Source organism: Gluconacetobacter entanii, from assembly GCF_003206495.1.
GTDB classification, from domain to species: Bacteria; Pseudomonadota; Alphaproteobacteria; order Acetobacterales; family Acetobacteraceae; genus Novacetimonas; species Novacetimonas entanii.
On record NZ_NKUF01000014.1, the window covers coordinates 1 to 20705 of the forward strand.

18 protein-coding genes are annotated in these 20705 nt (G+C 67.2%); 14 read left to right on the forward strand and 4 right to left on the reverse strand.

Annotated elements, in window-relative coordinates; translation table 11 throughout:
- Positions 1-160: 160 nt before the first annotated feature.
- Together ubiM and CFR72_RS07900 are read right to left on the reverse strand one after the other, a co-directional pair.
- Positions 161-1339: a 5-demethoxyubiquinol-8 5-hydroxylase UbiM gene (gene ubiM, locus CFR72_RS07895; protein WP_110913443.1), complete on the reverse strand. Its 1179-nt coding sequence runs from the start codon at positions 1337-1339 to the stop codon at positions 161-163.
- A gap of 85 nt (positions 1340-1424) precedes the next feature.
- A complete protein-coding gene (locus CFR72_RS07900; RefSeq protein WP_110913444.1) occupies positions 1425-2024 on the reverse strand; it encodes a nitroreductase family protein in 600 nt (199 codons plus the stop codon).
- 250 nt (positions 2025-2274) lie between these two features.
- On the opposite strand from CFR72_RS07900, the gene hisB reads away from it, so the two are divergent.
- From hisB to CFR72_RS07935, 7 genes are all read left to right on the forward strand, one after another.
- Positions 2275-2871 carry an imidazoleglycerol-phosphate dehydratase HisB gene (gene hisB, locus CFR72_RS07905; RefSeq protein WP_110913492.1) on the forward strand — a complete coding sequence of 199 codons (597 nt, stop codon included), beginning with the start codon at positions 2275-2277 and terminating at the stop codon, positions 2869-2871.
- Entirely contained in the window at positions 2868-3239 is a 372-nt protein-coding gene (locus CFR72_RS07910; RefSeq protein WP_244182215.1) for a hypothetical protein, read from the forward strand. The genes hisB and CFR72_RS07910 overlap by 4 nt, the downstream gene beginning before the upstream one ends.
- Before the next feature lie 8 nt (positions 3240-3247).
- Positions 3248-3922, forward strand: coding sequence for an imidazole glycerol phosphate synthase subunit HisH (gene hisH / locus CFR72_RS07915; RefSeq protein ID WP_110913445.1), 675 nt, complete (start codon positions 3248-3250; stop codon positions 3920-3922).
- A 9-nt stretch (positions 3923-3931) separates the two neighbouring features.
- The gene (gene hisA, locus CFR72_RS07920; RefSeq protein WP_110913446.1) at positions 3932-5278 is read left to right on the forward strand and encodes a 1-(5-phosphoribosyl)-5-[(5-phosphoribosylamino)methylideneamino]imidazole-4-carboxamide isomerase; all 1347 of its coding nucleotides are present in this window, start codon (positions 3932-3934) and stop codon (positions 5276-5278) included.
- Entirely contained in the window at positions 5278-6039 is a 762-nt protein-coding gene (gene hisF, locus CFR72_RS07925; RefSeq protein ID WP_110913447.1) for an imidazole glycerol phosphate synthase subunit HisF, read from the forward strand. The genes hisA and hisF overlap by 1 nt, the downstream gene beginning before the upstream one ends.
- Before the next feature lie 188 nt (positions 6040-6227).
- Complete coding sequence (locus CFR72_RS07930; protein WP_227744244.1) at positions 6228-6569, forward strand: phosphoribosyl-ATP diphosphatase; 342 nt, start codon at positions 6228-6230, stop codon at positions 6567-6569.
- Positions 6570-6699: 130 nt separating this feature from the next.
- A complete protein-coding gene (locus CFR72_RS07935; RefSeq protein ID WP_110913449.1) occupies positions 6700-7077 on the forward strand; it encodes a histidine triad nucleotide-binding protein in 378 nt (125 codons plus the stop codon).
- A gap of 125 nt (positions 7078-7202) precedes the next feature.
- On the opposite strand, the gene CFR72_RS07940 is transcribed toward CFR72_RS07935, so the two are convergent.
- A complete protein-coding gene (locus CFR72_RS07940) occupies positions 7203-9017 on the reverse strand; it encodes an ABC transporter ATP-binding protein (RefSeq protein WP_110913450.1) in 1815 nt (604 codons plus the stop codon).
- A 193-nt stretch (positions 9018-9210) separates the two neighbouring features.
- Here CFR72_RS07940 and nth point away from each other — a divergent pair, with 193 nt between their 5' ends.
- Complete coding sequence (nth, locus tag CFR72_RS07945) at positions 9211-9930, forward strand: endonuclease III (RefSeq protein ID WP_110913451.1); 720 nt, start codon at positions 9211-9213, stop codon at positions 9928-9930.
- A 175-nt stretch (positions 9931-10105) separates the two neighbouring features.
- Here nth and CFR72_RS07950 read toward each other — a convergent pair whose 3' ends face one another.
- Positions 10106-12232, reverse strand: a complete 2127-nt coding sequence (locus CFR72_RS07950; RefSeq protein WP_244182216.1) for a ComEC/Rec2 family competence protein — start codon at positions 12230-12232, stop codon at positions 10106-10108.
- Between the two features lie 218 nt (positions 12233-12450).
- Here CFR72_RS07950 and gltX point away from each other — a divergent pair, with 218 nt between their 5' ends.
- From gltX to topA, 6 genes are read left to right on the forward strand one after another with little or no spacing between them, the layout of a single operon-like run.
- A complete protein-coding gene (gene gltX, locus CFR72_RS07955; RefSeq protein WP_110913452.1) occupies positions 12451-13854 on the forward strand; it encodes a glutamate--tRNA ligase in 1404 nt (467 codons plus the stop codon).
- On the forward strand, positions 13847-14833 hold the full coding sequence (locus CFR72_RS07960) for an aspartate carbamoyltransferase catalytic subunit (protein ID WP_279629159.1): 987 nt from the start codon (positions 13847-13849) through the stop codon (positions 14831-14833). Before gltX ends, CFR72_RS07960 begins: the two co-directional genes overlap by 8 nt.
- Entirely contained in the window at positions 14830-16125 is a 1296-nt protein-coding gene (locus tag CFR72_RS07965; protein WP_110913453.1) for a dihydroorotase, read from the forward strand. The genes CFR72_RS07960 and CFR72_RS07965 overlap by 4 nt, the downstream gene beginning before the upstream one ends.
- Positions 16122-16760, forward strand: coding sequence for a glycerol-3-phosphate 1-O-acyltransferase PlsY (gene plsY, locus CFR72_RS07970; RefSeq protein ID WP_110913454.1), 639 nt, complete (start codon positions 16122-16124; stop codon positions 16758-16760). The genes CFR72_RS07965 and plsY overlap by 4 nt, the downstream gene beginning before the upstream one ends.
- Positions 16757-17905: a DNA-processing protein DprA gene (dprA, locus tag CFR72_RS07975; RefSeq protein WP_110913455.1), complete on the forward strand. Its 1149-nt coding sequence runs from the start codon at positions 16757-16759 to the stop codon at positions 17903-17905. Before plsY ends, dprA begins: the two co-directional genes overlap by 4 nt.
- A gap of 21 nt (positions 17906-17926) precedes the next feature.
- Positions 17927-20704, forward strand: coding sequence for a type I DNA topoisomerase (gene topA / locus CFR72_RS07980; RefSeq protein ID WP_110913456.1), 2778 nt, complete (start codon positions 17927-17929; stop codon positions 20702-20704).
- The last annotated feature ends 1 nt before the right edge of the window (position 20705 follow it).

The following is a 20705-nucleotide window of genomic DNA, read 5'->3' on the forward strand; positions in this document are numbered from 1 at the left end:
AAAACCAGCCCGCTAAACTCAAGAACTTTCTGCCCCCGAAGCGGTGAACGGGGATATAGGCCCCTCACCAAAAACCGTCAATCCAAAAATGAAAAAAAGATCGTTTTTTGTATTCCGATGATGCAACAAGCCCTTGGATAAAAACGTATTTCCGGCAGTTTTACGCCGATTTCTGGCGATCCATCAGCATATTGGTCACTGCGTTCTTGAACGGTGAAAGCGCATCGGCCACCTGCAGGCCCACACGGCGCAACTGACGGAACGGCAGTTCGTCACGCGTATAAAGGGTGGCGATTCCGTTCGTCGCGGCGAACAGGGGCGCCGTGGCAAGGCGGTGCCGACGTTCAAACCGGCGCAGGACCGACAGGCTGCCGATCTCCTCCCCCCGTTCCATCGCCGCACCGATTTCCTGCGCCAGCGTTTCCTGCCCCTTCAGGCCAAGGTTGAACCCGTGGGCGGTAATCGGGTGCATGCCCACGGCCGCATCCCCCACCAGCGCGAATCCCGGCGTGGCGAAACGGTGCGCATAGACGCCGCGCAAGGGATAGACGTGGCGCGTACTGACCAGCCGCATGCGCCCCAGGCGGTTGCCCACGCGCTGCATGATCTGTTCGTTGAACGCATCACGCTCCATATGGCGCAGTTCCTCGATCCGATCAGGCGGGAGGGTCAGGACGATGGAGGACGCCCCCCCATTGACCGGTAGCAGGGCCACGGTCTGCCCCTCATCGAACCACTGGGTGGCCACGTGATGGTGCGGGGATTCATGCGCCATGCGGCATACCAGCATGGAGCGCCGGAAATCATGCATGACCGCGCCAATGCGCTGCATGCGCCGGATCTGTGAAAACCGGCCATCCGCCGCGACGACCAGGCGGGATGTTTCCTCCCCCCCGTCATGGACGACCGTCATGTCCCCACGACCGTTACGCACATACTGCGTCGCAGTGCCCGCTTTTATGGTGATGCCCGGACGCTGCGCGGCCTGCGCATACAGGGCGCGGCGGATCAGGTGGTTGGAGACGAGGTAGCCCAGAGCCTCCACCCCGCGTCCGCGCGTATCGAACGTCAGCGGGTGATTGTGCCGCCCGGTTTCCACACGGGCCTCCCGCAATGGGGAAATCGCCACCTCCGGGATGTGGGGCCATGCACCCAGCGCCCTGAGCACACCCATGGAATGATGGGTCAGCGCGATCTCACGGCCATCGAACGGCGCTTCCGCCAGCATTTCGGCAGGCGCACGTTCCAGGACCGTGACCGACAGGCCCCGCGCCTCCAGTGAAAGGGCGGTGGCCAGCCCGACCGGGCCGCCACCGATAATCGTCACATCACTCTGCACGTCTCGGATCCTTACCTGTGCGCCTGCATCAACCCCATGTCCCGCACATGCGGAGCGTTCCCGCCATGGGCCGTGATCCAGACGATTACCTGCCGTCTTTCTCATCCGCGGCGAAGAGGGTGGCCGGGCCATTCCACTGCGCGACATAGCCATCAACCGGGGCGCGCCGCGCGGGACGGGCATCGGGGGCGGGCGTGCCGACAAACAGGAAGCCCGCCAACCTGTGCGGGGCGTCAAAGCCCAGTTCGGCCGCGAACTGCGGGTCATAGGTCACGTCGCCACTGACCCACACCGCGCCAAAGCCGGTGAAATGCAGGGCGTTGAGCACATTCATCGCCGCGGCGGCCACGGCCATTTCCTGCTCGATCACGGGAATCTTGTGATCGGGACGCAGGTGCATGCCCAGCGCGATGACCAGCGGCATGGTCGAAAACCGTCCGCGCCGCTTCTCGATCTTGGCTTCCGATACTTCGGGGTCGAGGCGCTTCATGCTCGCCACCACCAGTTCGGCGACACGGGCGCGGGCTTCGTCACGGATCACGACATAACGCCACGGGCGCAGCCGCCCATGGTCGGGGGCGCACATCGCGGCGGACAGTATCCGTTCCAACTGCGCCGCGTCGGGCGCAGGCTGCACCAGCGCATCGGTGGAAAAGCGTGACAGCAGAAGATCAAGCGATGTCATATGTTACGTTCCTTCGATAACGGGCCGGGCGTGAAGGGCCTGCGTAACGGCGGGCGATGCCGCCATCGCCGCACCTGCCGTATCGCGGCATGTGGCCGTCATCATGGCCGCACCCCGTCCCGCGCATCCGCAATGCGCGTCGCACCATGCCGCAGATGCCGGCCAAAGCCAAGGGAAGCGCACATGTGCGCCAATGCGTGACAGGATCGGTATGGATTCCACCCTGCGCCTTGCTGTAGAAGCGAAAACCATGACCGAACCCCGCTTAGCCACGATTCACCGCGCCACCAGCGAAACCGACATCACCGTGTCCATCAACCTTGATGGCACCGGGCAGACCCGGATCGCCACGGGCATCGGATTTTTCGACCACATGCTTACCGCGCTGGGCCGGCATAGCATGTGCGACCTGACAGTGGAGGCGAAGGGCGACCTGCATATCGACTACCACCACACGGTGGAAGATACCGGCATCGCGCTGGGCAGGGCATTTGCGCAGGCCATCGGCGACAAGCGCGGCATCCGCCGGTACGGCAGCGCGCTCGTCCCGCTGGACGAGGCGCTGAGCGAGGCGGTGATCGACATTTCGGGCCGCCCCTACCTTGCATGGTCGGTGGAGTTCACCCGCGACAAGATCGGGGAGATGGACACCGAACTGTTCGAGGAGTTCTTCCGCGCCTTCGCCATGAGCGCCATGGTGACATTGCACCTTACGCAGCGGTCGGGCCGCAACTGCCACCATATTGCCGAGGCCTCGTTCAAGGCGCTGGCCCGTGCGCTGCGCATGGCCTGCGAACATGACCCGCGGGCACAGGGGATCGTCCCCTCCACCAAGGGCGTGCTGTGACCTTCTACGCCATCTGGACGCCGCCGGGGCGCCATGACGTGGCGCATGCGACCCTTGTGCCGCAGCGCATGTCATGGCTGGTCCTGCTGCTGGGATGGCCCGGACTTCTGGCGCGGGGCTGTCCCATCGCCGGGCTGATGGCCGGTGGCGTGGCGCTGGTGGCGTGGGCGGTCATGCCCCATGGGCTGCCCCTGCTGGTGGTGCTGGCGGCGATGCATGTGCTGCTGGCGCTGTGTGCCGCCGATCTGCGCGGATGGGAACTCGGCCTGCGTGGCCTGACCCCCGGCCCGGTCGTCATGGCCCGGGATGCCGATGACGCGCGCCTGCGCCTGATGCACGCCGCCGCCCCCTCCACCCCGATTGCATGAGAACACCGATGCCCGCCCCACAGCCCCAGTCCATCGTCGTCATCGACTATAACGGCGGCAACCTTGCCTCCGCCGCGCGGGCGCTGACGAGCGCGGCGCACGATTGCGGCATCGCGGCCGATGTCACCATCACCGCCGACCCGCAGGCCGTGCTGGCGGCGGACCGGATCGTCCTGCCCGGGCAGGGGGCGTTCGCGGACTGCGCGGCGGGGCTTGCGGCGCAGCCGGGCCTGCGTGACGCCATCATCGCCGCGACCGACGCGGGCACGCCGTTCCTTGGCATCTGCGTGGGCATGCAGCTTATGGCGATGCGCGGGCGCGAACATGGGGTTACGCCGGGCTTTGGCTGGATCGCGGGTGACATCACCCTGATGTCCGCGCCCGGCCTGCGCCTGCCGCAGATGGGCTGGAACCAGTTGGACTTCACGCCGGGCGCGCATCCCCTGACGGAAGGGCTGTCGCCCGATGCCCATGGCTATTTCGTCCATTCCTATGCGCTGAGCGGCCATGACCAGGCGACGCTGGTGGCGACGACGGATTATGGCGGGGCGGTGCCTGCCATCGTCGCGCGCGGCAACCGCGCGGGCACGCAGTTCCATGTGGAGAAAAGCCAGAAGGTCGGCCTGCGCATCCTGGCGAATTTCCTGCGCTGGTCCCCCACCCCCGCCATGGACGCGGCATAAGGGGCCACCATGAACACCGCCCCCGCCCCGCGCCTGACCACGGAACGGCTGCAGTCCCTGTCGGAAGACGACCTGCAGTCCCTGTGCGAGGCCACGCATGCCGCGATCCTGGATGGCGGTGGATTCGGCTGGCTGTCGCCGCCGCCCCATGACGTGCTGGAACGCTATTTCCGCGGCCTGCTGCTGGTGCCCGAACGCCAGTTGTTCGTCGCGCGCCATGACGGCGTGATCGTCGGCGCGGCGCAGATGGTCCGCCCGCCACGCAATAACGAGGCGCAGGCGATGAGTGCGGCGCTGATGCATTTCTATATCGCGCCCTATGCCCGTGGGCTGGGGCTGGGCCGCATGCTGCTGACCGAGGTGGAGCAGTGCGCCCGCGCGATGGGCTACCAGATCCTCAACCTCGACGTCCGCGCGACGCAGGAGGACGCCGTCGCCCTGTTCCGCGCGCATGGATTCTATCACTGGGGCACGCATCCCAGCTACGCCCGCGCGAACGGACAGACCGTCAGCGGGCTTTTCTTCACCAAGCGCCTGCAGGATGATGATCGGATCGTGCCCGCCCATCCGCAGGATACCTTTACCCCCATCCCTGCCGCAGGACATGCCGCCGTGACCGGACACAGCCTGACACTCTATCCCGCAATCGACCTCAAGGACGGATCGTGCGTGCGCCTGCGCCGTGGCGAAATGGACCATGCCACCGTCTATTCCGACGATCCCGGCGCACAGGCGCGCGCATGGATCCATGCCGGTTACAGATGGCTGCATGTCGTGGACCTCAACGGCGCGTTCGCCGGGCGTTCGGCCAATACCGAGGCGATCGAGGCCATCATCGCCAACGCCACCGTCCCGGTGCAGCTTGGCGGGGGCCTGCGTGACCTCGAAAGCATCGGCCACTGGCTGTCGGCGGGGATCACGCGCGTCATCCTTGGCAGTGTCGCGGTCAAGAACCCCGACCTGGTGCGCGAGGCATGCCGCCTGTTCCCCGGCCGCATCGTCGCGGGCATCGACGCGCGCAGCGGGCAGGTCGCTACCGAAGGCTGGGCCGAAACGTCGGAGATGAAGGCGGTGGACCTTGGCCTGCGGATGCAGGATGCGGGCGTCGCCAGCGTGATCTTCACCGAAATCAGCCGTGACGGCATGCTGACGGGCATCGACATCGCGCAGACCGCCGAACTGGCGAACACGCTCGACATTCCCGTCATCGCCAGCGGCGGGGTCGGCAGCCTCGAACATCTTGAGGCCCTGCGCGCCGCCACCGCGCAGGCGCCGGGGATCGAGGGCGTGATCGTCGGGCGGGCGCTCTATGACGGGCGGATCAACCCGGCCGACGCGCTGCGGGTGCTGGCCTGATGCTGAAACTTCGCGTCATCCCCTGCCTTGACGTCAAGAACGGGCGCGTGGTCAAGGGCGTGAACTTCGTCTCCCTGCGCGATGCGGGCGACCCGGTGGAACAGGCGGCGGTCTATGACGCGGCGGGGGCGGATGAACTGACGTTCCTCGACATCACCGCCAGCAGCGAAAACCGCGACACCATCCTCGATGTCGTCAACCGCACGGCCGAACGCATCTTCCTGCCGCTGACGGTGGGGGGGGGCGTGCGCACGACCGACGACATGCGCCGCCTTCTGCTGGCGGGCGCGGACAAGTGCGCGATGAACTCCGCCGCGGTCTCCCGCCCCGAACTCATCAGCGAGGCGGCGCAGAAATTCGGCAGCCAGTGCGTGGTCGTCGCCATCGACGCGCGTTCGGACGGGCATGGGTCGTGGGAGGTCTATACCCATGGCGGGCGCACGCCGACCGGGCGCAATGTCATCGACTGGTGCCGGGAGGTGGCCGAACGTGGCGCGGGCGAGATCCTGATGACCAGCATGGACCGCGACGGCACGGGCAAGGGATTCGACCTCGATCTGCTGCGCGCGGCATGTGGCGCAGTGCGCGTGCCGATCGTCGCCTCCGGCGGGGTGGGCGACCTGCAGCATTTCGTCGAAGGGGCAAAGGCGGGCGCGACCGGGCTTCTGGCCGCCAGCGTCTTTCACTTCGGGCAGTTCACCATCCCGCAGGTCAAGCAGGCGCTGGCCCAGGCGGGCCTGCCGGTGCGCCAGACCTGCTGATCCACGCCCCCTCCGCCCACACGCACAGTCGCCACGCACGGAAAGGACAGACGATGCCCAAGCCCACCAAATCCAAGCCCGCCGCCGACAAGCCCGCCAAGACGAAGAAGGCCGCCGCCCCCAAGGCCCCGGCCAAGGCGGTGTCCAAGGCCGCGACCAAGGCGCGGGCCGCCGACCTGATCGAGGAAATGCCGCTGGCGACACCCGATGTACTCGACCGCCTGTTCGCGGTGGTGAGTTCGCGTCGCGGCACCGATACGTCCATCAGCCATTCCGCCCGCCTGCTGGCGCGCGGACGGCGCAAGATCGCGCAGAAATTCGGCGAGGAAGCGGTCGAATGCCTGATCGAGGCCGTGGCGGGCAACCGTGACGAACTGATCAGCGAAAGCGCCGACGTGCTGTACCACCTGATTGTCATGTGGGTGGATGCGGGCGTGGAACCGGGCGAGGTCTGGTCCGAACTGCTGCGCCGCGAGGGGACAAGCGGCATCGCCGAAAAGGCCGCCCGCCCCCGCGACCCGCTGGCGTGAACGCCGCGACGCATGGGCACGCGACGCATGGATAGGGGGCCGATATGCCCTGCCCATGCGTGATATTGTGCGATACGCTGCCATGCGGCACCATTGGCCCCACACCATCTGACAGAGGACACCCAAAGACATGGCCGTAAAGGGAAGCGTACCGTACGATCCGCAAAACGTCTTCGCGCGTATCCTGCGTGGCGAACTGCCGTGCAACAAGGTCTATGAAAACGACTACGTCCTTGCCTTCCACGACATCGCGCCCAAGGCGCCGATCCATGTGCTGGTGATCCCCAAGGCGCCGTATGTTTCCTTTGCCGATTTCAGCCAGAACGCGTCGGAGGCGGAAATCACCGGCTTCACCCGCGCCGTGGGACAGGTCGCGCGCATCCTGCAGGTCGATGGGCCGGGATACAGCCTGCTGTCGAACGTAGGCGAGGAAGGCGGGCAGGAAGTCCCGCATTTCCATGTCCATATCTTCGCGGGCCGTGCGCTTGGCCCGATGCTGCCGGAATAATTCCTGTCGGTGCCTGTCAAAAACTGACTGTCAAAATTTAAAAGTTTTTGGTGAAGCTTTTTTCAAAAAGCTTCGAAGAACGTCGCCTTTTTGAAAAAAGGCGACACCCAAAAACCTTTAGGACTTCAGGCCGACGCCGCATCCCCCGCCTGCAACGCGAACAGGTGGTGATACAGCCCGTCGGGGCGGGCCATCAGGGCCTCATGCGTCCCGTCCTCGCACACCTGTCCGTGGCGGAAGACGATGATGCGGTCCAGCCCCACCACGGTGGACAGGCGGTGGGCGATCACCAGAACCGTCCGCCCCGCCATCAGCCGTTCCATCGCCTGCTGCACCAGTTGCTCCGATTGTGAATCGAGGCTGGAGGTCGCCTCGTCCATGACGAGGATGCGCGCATTGCTCAGGAACGCGCGCGCAATGGCGATCCGCTGGCGCTCGCCCCCCGACAGCTTGACCCCGCGTTCGCCCACCATCGTCGCATATCCCTGCGGCAGGCGTTCGATGAAGTCCGCCGCATTGGCCAGGCGCGCCGCCTGCGCGATTTCGGCCATGGTCGCATCGGGCCGGCCATAGGCGATATTGTCACGCAGGGAACGGTGGAACAGCAAAGGCTCCTGCGGGACGATGGCGATGGACGACCGGACGGAGGCCTGCGTCACGGTGGCGATGTCAATGCCGTCAATGGTGATCCGTCCCGCCCGCACATCATACAGCCGTTGCAGCAGTTTCGTCAGCGTCGTCTTGCCCGACCCCGACGGCCCCACCAGCCCGACACGGCTGCCCGCCGGGATATCGAGGTTGAGGTCCGTAAACAGCGGCGCGCGTCCCTGCCGGCCATAGCCGAACCCCACATGTTCAAAACGGATATGTCCCTGTGTGACATGCAGCGCGGGCGCGCCGGGCGGGTCCTCCACACCGGCGGGACGGGCAAACAGGCTGACGAGTTCGTCCATCTCGTTCACCGAACGCTGCACGATGGAAATCTGCTGCCCGATATCGCGCAGGTATCCCTGCACCACGAACATCATCGTCAGCACATAGGCCACATCCCCGGCATTGGCGCGCCCATGCGCCCACAGCACCACCACGGCGGCAATCATGCCGATCCGCATGAGCAGCGCCGCCAGCGCCTGGAGGTTGGCGCTATTGGTGCCACGCAGCCATGACCGCACGGTGCGCCGCCGCCAGCGCCCGACAATCCATGCCAGGTGCGCGTCCTCGCGCTGTTCCGCGCCGCTGGCCTTCACCACGGCGTTGCACGTCACCGCATCCGCCAGCGCCGCCCCCATGCGCGTATCCCACGAATTCGCAAGGCGCGAGGCCGGTGCGACATACTGCAACGTCAGCACCACCGACAGCGCCACCAGCGCCACCGATCCCGCCGCCAGCAGCAGTCCCATCACCAGCCAGTGCAGGCCCAACACCAGCGTGGTCACCACCAGCACCAGCGCCTCCGGCAGCAGCAGGAGCATGATGGTATCACCCAGCGTATCCATCGCCCATGTGCCGCGCGTGATCTGGCGCACGGTGGAACCGGCGAAATTGTTGGCGTGCCATTCGCTGGAAAAACGCTGCACGCGGGCAAAGGCCCCGGTCATGATGTTTTCCATGACGCGGGCATTGAGGTGCGTGATCCCCCGATAGGACGCACGCCGCCCCAGCACGCCCGCCAGCCCCAGCGCGGTCAGCCCCGCGACCATGACCATCGCGTCATGCCGGCCGTCCGCCGCCGCATGCGCCACGTCGTCAACAAGCCGTCCCGCCAGCAGCGGCGTCAGCACATCCGTCAGCGTCGCGACCAGCACCCCGCCCAGCGTCCATGCCAGCAGGCGCGGATGCATCCGCCAGCGCGCGATGGCGAATCCAAGGACGGCGACAAAGGTCCGCCGCGCCCGCGCGGGATCGCGCGACGGGGAAGAAGAAAGTGTGGAACTGGTCATATATATCCCGATACCGCACGCGCGACCGGCCCGTCGCGCGCATGCATGTGGTGGTACGATGCAAGGGAATGCGCACGACTATCCGACCTTGTGGCCGTGAAACAAGCACCAAAGTGGCGTGGGGCACGGATTTACAGAAGATTGCAAAGGGTGGACAAAGGTCCCATTGCCCCACCGTGATGCAGGATCGTGCATGACCGCCACCGCCCGCCCCACTTCCCGGCCCAGCCCCCGCCCCGCCCGCCGCGCCATGACGCGCGCCGAAGTCCGCGCCTTCATCGAACAGCTTGCCGCCGCCAATCCGGACGCACGCAGCGAACTGAACTTCGTCGATGACTTCACGCTTCTGGTCTCCGTCGTGCTGTCGGCGCAGGCAACCGATGCGTCGGTCAACCGCGCCACGGTGGGCCTGTTCGCGGACGCGCCCGACCCGGCGGCGATGGTGGCCCTTGGCGAGGAAAAGGTCGGCGCGCATATCCGCTCCATCGGGCTGTGGCGGACCAAGGCGCGCAATGTCGTCGCCCTGTCGCAGCAACTGCTCGACCGCTTTGGCGGGAAGGTGCCGCATGATCGCGCGGCGCTGGAATCCCTGCCCGGCGTGGGGCGCAAGACCGCAAACGTGGTGATGAACATTGCCTTTGGCGACAGCACCATGGCGGTGGATACGCATATCTTCCGCATCGGCAACCGCACCGGCCTTGCCCCAGGCACCACACCCCGCGCGGTGGAGGAACAACTGGTCAGACGCATCCCCGCCGACATGCTGCGCCCCGCCCATCACTGGCTGATCCTGCACGGGCGTTATGTGTGCAAGGCGCGTAAGCCGGAATGCTGGCGCTGTCCCGCGTTTGAGCCGTGCCAGTACCGCCTGAAGGAGGATATCCGCAACGAGGCCCCTGCGACGAAGGCATAAGGAAGTGGATGTTCTTTTTTGCAAAAAAGAACCAAAAAACTTTTGTTAATTAAGAACCTTCCATCTCCCGTTATTTTTTCAGAATTCAAAAGTTTTTGGTGAAGCTTTTTCCAAAAAGCTTCGAAAGACGCAGCCCTTCTGAAAAAAGTCCGCCCCCCCGAACACCCCTCACCGTTCACTCCGCCCGCGCCATCGGCAGGTTGGGCATCCCATGCTGCCCCGGCCCCATCACCCATGGCCGTGCGCCACGCACCTGCCGGTCGGTGCGCACCTCCCCCCCCCGGGACGGGTCGAGGTACAGGGCCTGCGCCCCGGAACGCCACAGCGTCAGTGCATCGATCCGCACCACATCGCGGCACGCCGCATGCCCCCCGGACAGCGTGACAAGCACATCCACCCCGGCGCAGGAGGGATCCGCCCCGCCGCGCAACTCCATCATGATGCGATGCGCCCCACGGACCAGCAAGCACACCCCTGCCTGGCATGTCAGGCGCCCGTCCGGCGTGGCCATGCCGTCGGCCAGACTCCCGGCCCGGCGGTCCAGCACACGCACCCAGTCGCCAAGGACAAACCGGTCCACATGCCCACGTGGCCCGGCCAGCAGGTCGGGACCATCCACAACCGCCAGCATCCGCCCCTGCGCCGGGACCAGCACATCGGGCACGCGCACCATCCATGGCGTCATCATGGCAAGGGCAATCGGTGCGACACCCCACAGCCGCCATGCCGGGCGCGTCCACAGGCACAGCCAGCACAGGCCGAGGAAGAACAGCGCCAGCCCCCATGCGGGCATCTGCGGCACGCCCACATGCGCGCCAGGCCATGCCGCGACATGGTGCGCCAGCCAGATGACCACCGCATTGCCCCACCCCATCGGCACCAGCGCCAGCGCCTCCAACCCGAAGGGCATCAGCAGGAGCGCCACCATCCCGCATGGCATGATCCAGAAGGCCGCCAGCGGCACGGCGATCAGGTTGGCCAGCACGAACCACGCGCCGACATCCGCAAAATGCGCCATCCCCACCGGCAGGCACGCCACCCCGGCAAGGATGCTGGCCAGCGACAGGTGCCCGATGCGCCCGGCGGTACGCTGCCACGCATGTTCCCCCTCGCGCAGCAGGCGCAGCGGGGTGGCGCAGGCCTCGAACCCCGCCACCAGCGCCATGACGGCGGCCACCGACATCTGCATCGGCAGCTCGAGCATCTCCTCAGGCTCCAGCAGCAGCAGCACTCCCGCCGCCAGCGCCAGTGAGCGCAGCGAGACGACCCTGCGCCCCGTCAGGATCGCCAATGTTGCCACCGACGCCATCACAAGGCTGCGCTGCGCCGGAAGGTGCGCGCCCGTCAGCAGCACATACCCGCATCCCAGCACCAGCCCCGCCACTGCGGCGATCTGCCGGCAGGGCCAGCGCAGCGCCGCATGTTCCGACAGCGCCAGCATGCTCCGCACCGCCGCGATGCCAAGCCCCATGACGATGCCAAGGTGCAGTCCCGCCACCGCCAGCAGGTGCGCCAGCCCCGAATCCGCGAAATCCGCGCGCGTGCGTGCCGAAATGCCGCCCGAACGCCCCGTCAGCAACGTCACGGCCATCGCCCCGCGCTGCCCCGGCAGGACGTCCATGACGCGACCGGCAATATGCGCGCGCACCCGCCCCAGCCATGTGGCCCATCCCCCTGCCCCGCCTGTGGTGATGACGGGCACGTCCAGCGCACGGGCGGATCCCCCGATCCCGGCGAACCAGGCCCGTCGCTGCGCATCGTAGCCGCCCGGCAGGTCAGGCGGCCCCGGCGGAGCGAGCAGCGCGCGCACCGTCACCCACATGCCCGGCGCCAGCGCCTGCGTATCGTCATCACGCAGGCGCAGCCGGATCACACGCCGCATCGGCGGCATGCCCGCATCAATGCCGTCCAGCAGTTGCACATGCCCAAGGTCCACGCGACGGCGCGTGCCACCACCGGGTGCGGCCACGTCCTCCACCGCCCTGACCTGCCCGCGCAGGTGCGTCGCGCGATGCGGCAGGTCGGGAAAAGGCGGGGCATGGTGCGCCGCCGCCCATGCGGCAAGAAACCCGCACGCCGCGGCACACGACAGGCCCGCACCGATGCGCACACGCAGCAGGTCGCCACGCCAGCGTACCAGCACCGGCCCCGCCAGCGCGGCCATGCCAAGGGCCACGACCCACCCCATGGCGGGTTCGCGCGACAGGGTGAAATAGGCCGCGTTCCCCATCCCCATCGCCACCGGCAGCCACAGCACCAGCCGCCCCCGCTGCGCCCACAGCCGCCCCGACAGAGTCGCCACGAGCGCAGGGAATATCCGCACGACATGCTGCCACGGGAAATGCCATCGGGCGTGGGGAATGGGGCGGCTCCGTCAGGTTGCGCGAAAGGGCGGCGATTCGTGCCTGTATATCATGGTCGGCACGCGTAACATCGGCAGGCCTGCGGGCGCGATATTGGCGGGCACGGACGCACCTGCCCCCTGTTGGCAGGGTCCAACACATGCTAAGGAGCCGTTTCATGACTGTCCGTACACGCTTCGCCCCCAGCCCCACCGGCCTGCTGCATATCGGCAATGCCCGTGCCGCCCTGTTCAACTTCCTCTATGCCCGCCACCACGGCGGCAAATTCCTCCTTCGCGTGGAGGATACGGATCGCGAACGCTCCACCCAGCAGGCGGTGGATGTGCTGTTCGACGGTCTGGCATGGATGGGAATCCAGTCGGACGAGGAACCGGTGTTCCAGTCCACGCGCCAGGCGCGCCATGCCGAGGTCGCGCACGAACTGCTCGAACGCGGGCTGGCCTATCGCTGCTACTGCACGGCCGAAGAACTCAAGGAAATGCGCGAGACCGCGATGGCGGAGGGACGCCCCCCCCGCTACAACGGCATGTGGCGCGACCGTGACCCGTCCGAGGCCCCGAAGGACGCGCCCTATACCGTGCGCATCAAGGCCCCGCGTGAGGGGGAGACGGTCCTTCACGACCTTGTGCAGGGCGAGGTCCGCGTCGCCAATGCCGAAATGGATGACATGATCATCCTGCGCGCCGATGGCACCCCGGTCTACCAGCTTGCGGTGGTGGTCGATGACCATGACATGGACATCACCCATGTCATCCGCGGCGACGACCACCTGACCAATACCTTCCGACAGGCGATGATCTATCGCGCGATGGGCTGGGACCTGCCGAAATTCGCGCACCTGCCGCTGATCCACGGCCCCGACGGCGCCAAGCTGTCGAAGCGCCACGGCGCGCAGTCGGTGGTGGAGTTCCGGGAGATGGGCTACCTGCCCGAAGCCCTGAACAACTACCTCCTGCGCCTTGGCTGGGGGCATGGCGATGCGGAAATCCTGTCGCGTGAGGAGCAGATCAAGCTGTTCGACCTCGACGGGGTGGGACGTTCGCCCTCGCGCATGGACTATGCCAAGCTGCTGCACATCAATGGCGTGTGGATGCGCCAGGCCGATGATACGCGCCTGACCAACGATGTGATGGAACGCCTGTCGCACATGGAGGGCGTGGACACCGGGGATGCGACGCGCGCGCGCGTGCTGCGCCTGATGCCTGGCCTGAAGGAACGGGCCAAGACACTGGTGGAGCTTGCGGAAAACGCGGCGTTCCTTGGCCGTTCCATCCCGCTGCCGTTCGATGCGAAGGCGCAGAAACTGCTGACGCCCGAAAACCGCGCGATGCTGGCGCGCCTCGGCGCGGCGCTGGCGGCGCTCGACCCGTTCGACGGCCCCGCCATCGACGCGGCCCTGCGGAAGTTTGCCGAAGAAAACGAACTCAAGCTCGGCAAGGTGGCGCAGCCACTGCGCGCGGCGGTCACGGGGTCGAGCATGTCGCCCGGCATTGATGACACGCTGCTCGCGCTGGGCCGTGACGAGGTCCTTGCCCGGATAAAGGCTGTTGCCGATGAATGAACGCGCGACACACTCCCCCGCCCCACCGCGTGCGACGGGGGGGCAGTTCTTTCGCGCGTCCCCCCGGCACCTGCTGGGGGTGCAGGGCATGCACCCGACCCGGATCACCCCGATCCTTGACCTCGCCGACAGATATACGCTGCTGAACCGGTCGCGAAAGACGCCGCGCGACCTGCTGCGGGGCCGCACGGTCATCAACCTGTTCTTTGAGGACAGCACCCGCACCCGCACGTCCTTCGAACTGGCGGGCAAGCGTCTGGGCGCGGACGTGGTGAACATGTCGGTCGCCAATTCGTCGGTCAACAAGGGCGAGACGCTGCTGGATACGGCGGCGACGCTGAACGCCATGCATACCGACCTGCTGGTGGTGCGCCATTCGCAGTCCGGCGCCCCCGCCCTGCTGGCGCAGAAGGTGGAGGCCAGCGTCGTTAACGCGGGCGACGGCACGCATGAACACCCCACGCAGGCGCTGCTCGACGCGCTGACGATCCGCCGCCATTTCGGCGGGTTCCATGGCCTGACGGTCGCGATCTGCGGCGATATCAGCCACAGCCGCGTCGCACGGTCGAACATCCACCTGCTGACGGCCATGGGATGCACGGTGCGCGTAGTCGGCCCCCCGACACTGGTGCCCGGCGCGATCGCGGCACTGGGTGTCACCATCCATCACACGATGGAAGAGGGCCTGCGTGACGCCGACGTGGTCATGATGCTGCGGGTGCAGCGCGAACGCATGAAGGGCGGGCAGGTGCCCAGCCCGCGTGAGTATTTCCGGTATTTCGGGCTGGATAACAAACGCCTCGCCCTTGCGCGGCCGGGTGCGCTGGTGATGCATCCCGGCCCGATGAACCGGGGGGTGGAAATCGACAGCCGCGTCGCCGATTCCGACCAGAGCGTGATCCGCGAGCAGGTGGAGATGGGGGTGGCGGTGCGCATGGCCGTGCTCGACCTCCTTTCCCGCGGGGAGGACACGCGATGAGCACGACCGTCTTTGAAAATGTACGCCTGGTCGATCCCGCCAGCGGGCTGGACCGGCCCGGCCGCCTGCTGGTGCGCGATGGCGTGATCGCGGGCGTGGACCTGCCGCAGGCCGAAGGCACGCCCGAAGGGGCCGCCATCGTGCGCGGCGACGGGCGCATGGTGCTGTGTCCCGGCCTTGTGGACATGCGCGTCACCATCGGGGAGCCGGGATTCGAATATCGCGAAACCGTGGCCTCGGCCGCGCGTGCCGCCGTCGCGGGCGGGATCACGACCATCGCGGTACTGCCCAACTGCCTGCCGACGATCGACGATCCCGCGCTGGTGCGCCTGCTCCGCACGCGGGGCGAGGAAACCGGCATGGTCGGCATCCTGCCCTATGGCGCGCTGACACGCGGGTGCGCGGGGGCGGAAATGGCGGAAATCGGCCTGCTGAACGAAGCGGGCGCGGTGGCGTTTACCGACGGCATCCGCGCGATTGGCGATACGCGCCTGATGCGGCAGTTGCTGACCTATTCCCGCGCGTTCGGCGCGATGGTCGTGCAGCATCCGGAGGACCCGTCGCTGGCGCGTGGCGGGTGTGCGACCGATGGTGAACTGGCCACGCGCCTTGGCCTGCCGGGCATCGCCCCCGCGGCGGAGGCGATCCTGATCGCGCGCGACCTGCGCCTTGCACGCATGACGGGCGGGCGGCTGCATTTCGGCCATGTCTCCACCGCAGAGGGGCTGGACCTGATCCGGCAGGCGAAGGCGGACGGCCTGAATGTCACCTGCGACACGGCCCCCCCCTATTTCGACCTGAACGAGACGGTGATCGGGGATTTCCGCACCTATGCCAAGCTGTCGCCGCCGCTGAGGGCGGAGGCCGACCGGCGTGCGGTGTGCGCGGCACTGGCCGATGGCACGATCGACGCCATCGCCTCCGACCACACGCCCTGCGACGCAGATTACAAGCGGCAGCCCTTTGCCGTGGCCGCGGCAGGTGGCACGGGCCTTGCCACGCTTTTGTCGGTGACGCTGGCGCAGGTGCATGCCGGCAGCCTCACGCTGGCTGATGCGATCGGCCTGCTGACGCACCGCCCCGCCGCCCTGCTGCGCAGCAAGGCGGGGACGCTGGCGGTGGGTGCAGCCGCCGACCTGTGCCTGTTCGATCCCGAACGCGCGTGGAAGGTGGAGGCCGGCGAACTGCCGGGCAAGGCGCAGAACACCCCCTTTGACGGCCGCGCGCTGGAGGGACGGGTGCTGGCGACATGGAAGGCCGGGCGGCAGGTGTTCAGCCTGGATCGGGCATGATCTACGGCATCCCGTCCTATGACCTGCCGCTCATGGCGGCGGTGGGGTTCCTGTCCTACCTGATCGGCAGCATTCCCTTCGGGCTTGTGCTGACCGCGCTGTCGGGCGGGGGGGATATCCGCAAGATCGGGTCGGGCAATATCGGCGCGACCAACGTCCTGCGCACGGGCAATAAAAAACTGGCGGCGGGCACGCTGGTGCTCGACGGGACCAAGGGGGCGTTCGCCGTCTTCTGCGCCTTCGTGCTGTGCCCGTTCCATACCGACGCGGCCGAGGCACTGGCGGCGGTGTGCGCGGTGGCGGGCCACTGCTTCCCGGTCTGGCTGAAGTTCAGGGGCGGCAAGGGTGTCGCCACGGGGCTTGGTTCCGTCATCGCGCTGTCGCCCGCCATCGGGCTGTGCTGCTGCGCCATCTGGCTGATCTTTGCCCGGGCGACGCGCATTTCCTCCGCCGGGGCGCTGGTGGCGTTCGCGACCCTGCCGCTGGTCATGATCTGGCCGGGGCATGTGCCGCCCTCCTCCCCCGTCTATCTGTCGGGGGTGCTGATCGCGCTGCTGATCCTGATCCGGCATCATGCCAATATCACGCGCATCCTTCACGGGACCGAACCCAGGATCGGCCAGGACAGGACATGACCGCGCCGGACCATGCCCATGTGGCCGCCTGCCTGCGGCTTGCACGCACACGGGGCATCGGTCCGGTTTCCTATCACCGCCTGATCCGCGCGCATGGATCGGCGCGCGCGGCGCTCGACATGCTCGCACGCGGGCGCGAGGCCGATCGCGTGCCGCCCATCGACGACATCGCCCGCGAGATGGAGCGCACGGCGGCCATCGGCGGGCGTATCCTTGTCCATGGTGACCCGGATTACCCCCCTGCCCTTGCGGTGGTGGCCGACGCGCCGCCGGTCCTGTCGGTCATCGGGGATGCGGGCCTGCTGCGCGGGCGGATCGTCGGCGTGGTGGGCGCGCGCAATGCCTCCGCCGGGGGGATGCGTATCGCCCAGAGCCTTGCGACCATGCTGGCTGCGGCGGACGTGACCGTCATGTCCGGCCTTGCCCGCGGGATCGACGCCGCCGCCCATCGCGGCGCGCTGCCGGCGCGGCGGACGGTGGCGGCCATCGCGGGGGGCCTGGACTGTCCCTATCCCCCCGAACATGCCCGCCTGCATCGTGAAATCGCCGAACAGGGCGCGCTGGTGACCGAGGCCCCGCCCGGCACCCTGCCCCAGGCGCGGCATTTCCCGCGTCGCAACCGCCTGATCGCGGGAATCAGCCTGGGCTGCGTGGTGATCGAGGCTGCGTTGCGTTCAGGCAGCCTGATCACGGCGCGCATGGCGCTCGACTATGACAGGATCGTGTTCGCGGTTCCCGGGTCCCCGCTCGACCCGCGCTGCCATGGCAGCAACGACCTGTTGCGCCAGGGCGCCGTACTGACGGAGAATGAGCGCGACATCCTGCGTGAACTGCCGTCGGGGCCCGTGCCGCCGCCTCTTTTCGCGCCAGTGCCCGATGCGGACCCGATCGTGGCGGAAATGGCGGAAAACACGCCTTCGTCCCCCCGGATGGATGCGCAGGGGGCACATGCGGCAGTGCGCGAACTGCTGTCTTTTGCACCATCGAGTGTTGACGATCTCGTACGGCGCTGCCAGTTCTCGACGGCAACCGTCCTTGCGGTGCTGTCGGAAATGGAAATGTCGGGCCTGATCGACGTCCTTGCGGGGGACATGGTCGTCCTGTCTTCCGCCCCCCGGCATGACCACGGACAACCGATGGATTGAAACGCGTGATCCGGAGACACAATGACTGACGTCGTGGTGGTCGAATCGCCAGCCAAGGCGAAAACGATCAATAAGTATCTGGGTGACAACTATACCGTCCTCGCCTCCTTCGGGCATGTGCGCGACCTTCCGCCAAAGGACGGCAGCGTCCGCCCCGACGAGGGGTTCGCCATGGTATGGGAAGCCGACGAACGCGGCGCCAAGCAGATGGCCGCGATCGCGCGCGCCCTGCGCGGGGCGCGGCACCTGTACCTGGCCACTGACCCGGATCGCGAAGGGGAGGCGATCTCGTGGCATGTCCGCTCCATGCTGGAGGAGAAGAACCTCCTCAAGGGCGTGGACGTGCAGCGCGTGACCTTCAACGAGATCACCAAAAGCGCCATCCAGACCGCCATGGCGCATCCGCGCGACCTCGATTTCCCGTTGATCGAGGCGTATCTGGCGCGCCGTGCGCTGGACTACCTTGTCGGCTTCACGCTGTCGCCGGTGCTGTGGCGCAAGCTGCCCGGGTCGCGCAGCGCGGGCCGCGTGCAGTCCGTCGCCCTGCGCCTGATCTGTGAGCGCGAGGCCGAGATCGAGGTCTTCCGCCCGCGCGAATACTGGTCCATCGCCGCCACCTTCGCCACGCCGAAGGGCGCGACGTTCACCGCGCGCCTGACGCACCTTGACGGCGCAAAGCTTGACCAGTTCGACCTCAATGACGAAGCCCGCGCCATGGCGGCCAAGGCCACGGTCGAGGGCGGCAGCTTCAGCGTCGGCGCGGTGGAACGGCGCAAGGTCAAGCGCAACCCGCCGCCGCCCTTCACCACGTCCACCATGCAGCAGGAGGCGTCGCGCAAGCTCGGCATGGGTGCGCAGGTCGCGATGCGCACGGCGCAGCAGCTTTATGAAGGCATCGACATCGGCGGCGAGACGGTCGGCCTGATCACCTACATGCGAACCGACGGCGTGCAGATGGCGGGCGAGGCCATCGGCGCGATCCGCGCGCATATCGGCACGACATTCGGAGATGACTACGTGCCCGCCAAGGCGCGCGTCTATTCCACCAAGGCCAAGAACGCGCAGGAAGCGCATGAGGCCATCCGCCCCACCGATGTCCGCCGCAGTCCCGCCGACATGGCGCGTTACCTCAACGCGGACCAGAAGCGGCTGTATGACCTGATCTGGAAACGCTCCGTCGCCAGCCAGATGCAGTCGGCCGAACTGGACCAGGTCGCGGTCGATATCCGCGACGCAAAGGGACGCTGCACCCTGCGCGCCACGGGGTCGATGATCGCGTTCGACGGGTTCCTGCGCCTCTACAGCGAAGGGCGCGACGACAGCGCGACGAAGTCCGAGGACGATTCGGATCAGGACCGCATGCTGCCCGCCATGAGCGAGGGCGATGGCCTGAAACGCGGCGACGTCACGGCGGACCAGCATTTTACCCAGCCACCGCCACGCTATTCCGAGGCGTCGCTGGTGAAGAAGATGGAGGAAATCGGCATTGGCCGTCCCTCCACCTATGCCTCCATCCTGACGGTGCTGCGCGACCGCAACTATGTCCGCCTCGAAAGCCGCCGCTTCATCCCGGAGGATCGCGGACGGCTGGTGACCGCGTTCCTGACCTCGTTCTTCGAACGCTATGTCGATACGCAGTTCACGGCGGGGCTGGAGGAGCAGCTTGACGACATTTCCGGCGGCCGGGCGAACTGGCGCGACGTGATGTCGGCGTTCTGGACCGACTTCTCCCACGCGGTGGACCAGACCAAGGACCTCAAGATCTCCGACGTCATCAGTGCACTGGACGCGGACCTTGCACCGTATTTCTTCCCCCCGAAGGACGACGGCGGCGACCCGCGCGTGTGCACCGCATGCGGCACCGGGCGGCTGGGGCTGAAGCTGGGACGGTATGGCGCGTTCATCGGCTGTTCCAACTATCCCACGTGCCAGTATACCCGCCGCCTTGTGGCTGACCCCAAGGAGGCGGAGGATTCGGATTCCCTGAAGGAAGGGATGCGCGTGCTGGGCAATGCGCCCGATGGCGGCCCGGAAGTCACGGTGCGGCGCGGGCCGTGGGGGCTGTATGTGCAGCTTGGCGAACCCGACCCCGAGGACAAGAAGGCCAAGCCCAAGCGCGCGACCATCCCGCGCGGGATCGAGGGCGACAAGATCACGCTGGAACAGGCGGTGGGTCTCCTGTCGCTGCCGCGCATCGTGGGCATCCACCCCGAGACGGGCGAGCCGATCGAGGCGTGGCTTGGCCGCTTTGGCCCCTATGTGAAGATGGGGGCGGTGTACGGATCGCTCGACAAGGATGACGATGTCCTGACGGTGGGGCTGAACCGCGCGGTCGATGCGCTGGCGAAAAAGCTGGCCTCCATCCGCACCATCGGCCCGCACCCCAAGGACGGGGAGCCGGTCATGGTGCGCAAGGGCCGCTTTGGCCCGTATGTCCAGCATGGGCAGATCGTCGCCACCCTGCCGCGCGGGCAGGACATGAACGACGTCACCATGGACGAGGCGCTCGCCCTGCTGGCGGAAAAGGGCAAGCCGCTGAAGGCCAAGGGCAAGACCACCAAGGCGAAGGCAAAGACCACGACGCGCAGGACGAAGGCGACCAAGGCCACCGACAGCGCGGCCGAAGGCGACGCCCCGGCGAAACCCGCCCGCAAGGCGGCGGCGAAGACCACCGCGAAAAAGGCCACCACCACGAAGAAGGCAGCCCCGAAAAAGGCCGCGACCCCGCGCACCCGCAAGACCACAGCCACCAAGGCCGCGTCGGACAAGGCTACGTCGGACACGGACAGGGCCGACTGAC